The organism is Thiorhodococcus minor (assembly GCF_010820565.1).
GTDB lineage: Bacteria > Pseudomonadota > Gammaproteobacteria > Chromatiales > Chromatiaceae > Thiorhodococcus > Thiorhodococcus minor.
In genome coordinates, this window is record NZ_JAAIJQ010000297.1 from 1 (window position 1) to 854 (window position 854).

1 protein-coding gene is annotated in these 854 nt (G+C 60.0%); it reads right to left on the reverse strand.

Annotation, left to right across the window (positions count from 1 at the left end; genetic code table 11):
• Positions 1-3: 3 nt before the first annotated feature.
• Positions 4-852 carry an REP-associated tyrosine transposase gene (locus tag G3446_RS27050; protein ID WP_164456735.1) on the reverse strand — a complete coding sequence of 283 codons (849 nt, stop codon included), beginning with the start codon at positions 850-852 and terminating at the stop codon, positions 4-6.
• Between the last annotated feature and the right edge of the window lie 2 nt (positions 853-854).

The window sequence follows — 854 nt, forward strand, 5'->3', positions numbered from 1 at the left end:
GGGTCAGTTCTCGCCTTGTTGCATCGCGGTTCGGACAATCCGTCCGACGGTTGAGAGATGGATGCCGAAATACGCGGCGATGGCTGCGTAGCTGTAGGCGCCTGTCGCGTACGCGGCCAAGATCGCTGAGTTTCGATCGGGATGGGATTGCGCAATATCCGCCAACGGGGCCGGCGGCGGTCGCCGCTGAATGTTGGGCACACTCAGCCGGTCGCCTTTGATGTTCACCGCCGCCTGCATCTTCTCCACGAACGTCTCGTCGCCAAGGTAAACCTGCTGGCGCAGGTTCTGCCAGATATCGCGCCCGAGTCCTTCGAGAACGAACCGCCTGTAGCGCGCCTGCGCGCGATCGCGATCCTTTGCAAACTGCCTCAACACGAAATCCGTCTCGAGCCATGGTGGAGTCGTGCTCTCACCGGCCGTCGCCCGATAGCTGCTCCAATACCATTGCTCCGGATCTTGGACCATGCCCGCCCGCACGGGATTCAGTACTACGTAGCGGCTCAGTGCCAGCAAGTAACTGTCTTTGTCAACCAATATGCCCTTGAAACGCCCCTGGAACAGATGTCCTTGGCGTCCATGACGTCGGTTCGAAGACTGCGTGAATACGCCGTTGAGCTGACGCATGCCCTTGGACAGATTGCCTTCAACCGTCTCCAAGATGAGGTGGTAGTGGTTGGTCATGAGGCAGTAGGCGTGGCACAACCAGTTGTAACGCTCGACCACCTCCGCCAGCGTGGCCAGAAACTGCTCCCGATCAGCATCGTCCTCGTAGATCGGCTCGCGCCTGTCCCCACGCGATGTCACGTGGTAGAGCGCTCCGGGAAACTCGATGCGTAATGGCCTTGCCATCG

Coding starts and splice junctions, on each gene's coding strand:
- G3446_RS27050 (WP_164456735.1), bottom strand. CDS start 852: ATGGCAAGGCCATTACGCATCGAGTTTCCCGGAGCGCTCTACCACGTG.